The organism is Pedobacter sp., from assembly GCF_045628745.1.
Taxonomy (GTDB): Bacteria; Bacteroidota; Bacteroidia; order Sphingobacteriales; family Sphingobacteriaceae; genus Pedobacter.
This window is the reverse complement of sequence record NZ_JAZQPU010000198.1, coordinates 1-1,976: the sequence shown is the minus strand read 5'-3', so window position 1 is coordinate 1,976 and position 1,976 is coordinate 1. Positions and strand designations below refer to the sequence as shown.

Genomic DNA, 1,976 nt, shown 5'->3' with positions numbered 1-1,976 from the left:
ACCTTAGCGTCCGAATAGTGCTTAAATAACAAAATATGTGTTTTTACACGTTATTCAACAAGAAAATAGAATAAACCTAATGATTAATATATCCTTTAACAATTAACTATGAAAAGAAGATTTACTTTTTTAGTCCTAAGCTTTTTCCTGTTGTGGGGTACACAGGTAAATGCGCAAATTACATCTAACATGTCTATCGACAGTACGATTCGCAACAAAGTTTCCATCGTTGGAACAGTTTCTACACAAGGCCTTGGTATTGACTTAAAATATGCACCGGTACCAAGCTTTAAGATCCGTGTGGGCGCAAGTATTTTACCTGTAGACCTTACTACTGCTTACAGCATCCGTCAAGAGCCGACCAATGTAGATTTGGAAGCCAAATTTTCTAATGCTCACTTAATGTTCGACTGGCATCCATGGATCAACGAGAGTTCGCTTTCTCGTAAAGTGATCTTAACGGCTGGTGCGGGTTATTTCTGGGAGCATACAGCTTCTGCTGTGGTATCTTACAATGGTGTGTATAACTATGGAGATATTGAAATCCCTAGTGAAGACCTTGGTCAATTAACGGGTACTGTAAAATGGAAGAAAGTAGCGCCTTATTTAGGCTTTGGCTTTGAAAACCCATTCCCAAAAAACAGGTTCAACGTTGGTTTTGCAGTAGGTGCTTATTACCTGGGCGAACCTGATGCAACATTAACAGGAACTAAATTCCTGGTTAGAAACGTAAGCAATCAAGCACAGTTTCAGAAAAACATGTCTAACTACCGTTTATTACCGGTAGTACAAATTAACCTGAACTTTGCACTGTAAACTTTAACCTTATCTTTATGAAAACATATTTTAAAATATTTACCATTCTACTTTTTGTAGCCTTCGCTTTTACGGGTTGCAGAAATCCTGCCTACGAAATTGATGTGCTATTAGATGCTGATGTCATCCAATACAAAGCAACCCTTATTTTAAAGGATGCCAATGGCGCAGTTTTACCTAATAACTTAAATGTTGCCATCGCTGGCGCAGATGCTAAAAGTATCTACGACTTTTCTGGAACGAAACAAATTTTTGCACCGGGTGGTGTCATTACTTTAGGTGTAACCCCTAAAGACATCCCGACGGCTTCCAAAGAATTGAATTTCAATGTAATCATCAGTGGTCCTAACTATGATGACAAGAACATCCCGGTAACGATACAATTAGATCAGTTTAGCCAGATCATTGATGTAACGATGTTGAAAGTTTCTGTGCCTTCGCCAGCAACAACGGTAGTTTCTCAAAATGCACCGCTTGTCAATGGTACAACAGCAACGACAACTACGGTATCAACTACGAGTTCTTCTACTGTTGCAGAAACGAATACCATTACCATTCCAGCTGGAACGCAAATGAAAGATGCAGCAGGGGCTGTGATCGCTGGTAATACAGTTGCCGTTCAAATGGTGAACTATGAAGCTAAAAACCCTGAAACGATTGCTTTATTTCCTGGTGCGAGCTTAAGTGCGCCAAATGTAATTGGTGAAGGTGGTACTGCTGGTTCTGCATTTTTTGTGCCTGCAGGTTTTACCAGCATTAAAATGTTTGTAAATGGCACAGAAGTAAAACAATTCAGTACACCGATTAATGTAAGTGTACAATTGGATCCTACCTTTAAACCTTCAGCTACTAATGCACCAGTTAAAGTGGGCGACAGGTTAAAGGTTTACAGTTATGAAGTGGCTACTGGTCAGTTTAAATTTGAAACCATTGGTACTGCTGCTATAGATTCAAAAGGTAAATTAGCGATCAACTTCCCTACAAATCACTTAACGATCTTCGTAGTTGGTGATGCTTATGTAACCATCAACTGTGTGGATACTGATGTTACTTTCATTGCACCTTGGTTAAATGATGCTACACAACCAATGATTATTGAAGTTTCTATGGCTGATGGCTCAAGAATTATTGCTCGTCAAACAATTCCGGTTACTAACGGT

General features: G+C 39.2%; 2 protein-coding genes. Both read left to right on the top strand.

Annotation, left to right across the window (positions count from 1 at the left end):
- The first annotated feature begins 108 nt into the window (after positions 1-108).
- The gene (locus tag ACR2F7_RS07575; protein ID WP_432712979.1) at positions 109-816 is read left to right on the top strand and encodes a hypothetical protein; all 708 of its coding nucleotides are present in this window, start codon (positions 109-111) and stop codon (positions 814-816) included.
- A gap of 17 nt (positions 817-833) precedes the next feature.
- Positions 834-1,976: hypothetical protein (locus tag ACR2F7_RS07570; RefSeq protein ID WP_432712978.1), on the top strand; the 1,143-nt coding region annotated here is incomplete at its 3' end.

Coding starts and splice junctions, on each gene's coding strand:
- ACR2F7_RS07575 (WP_432712979.1), top strand. CDS start 109: ATGAAAAGAAGATTTACTTTTTTAGTCCTAAGCTTTTTCCTGTTGTGG.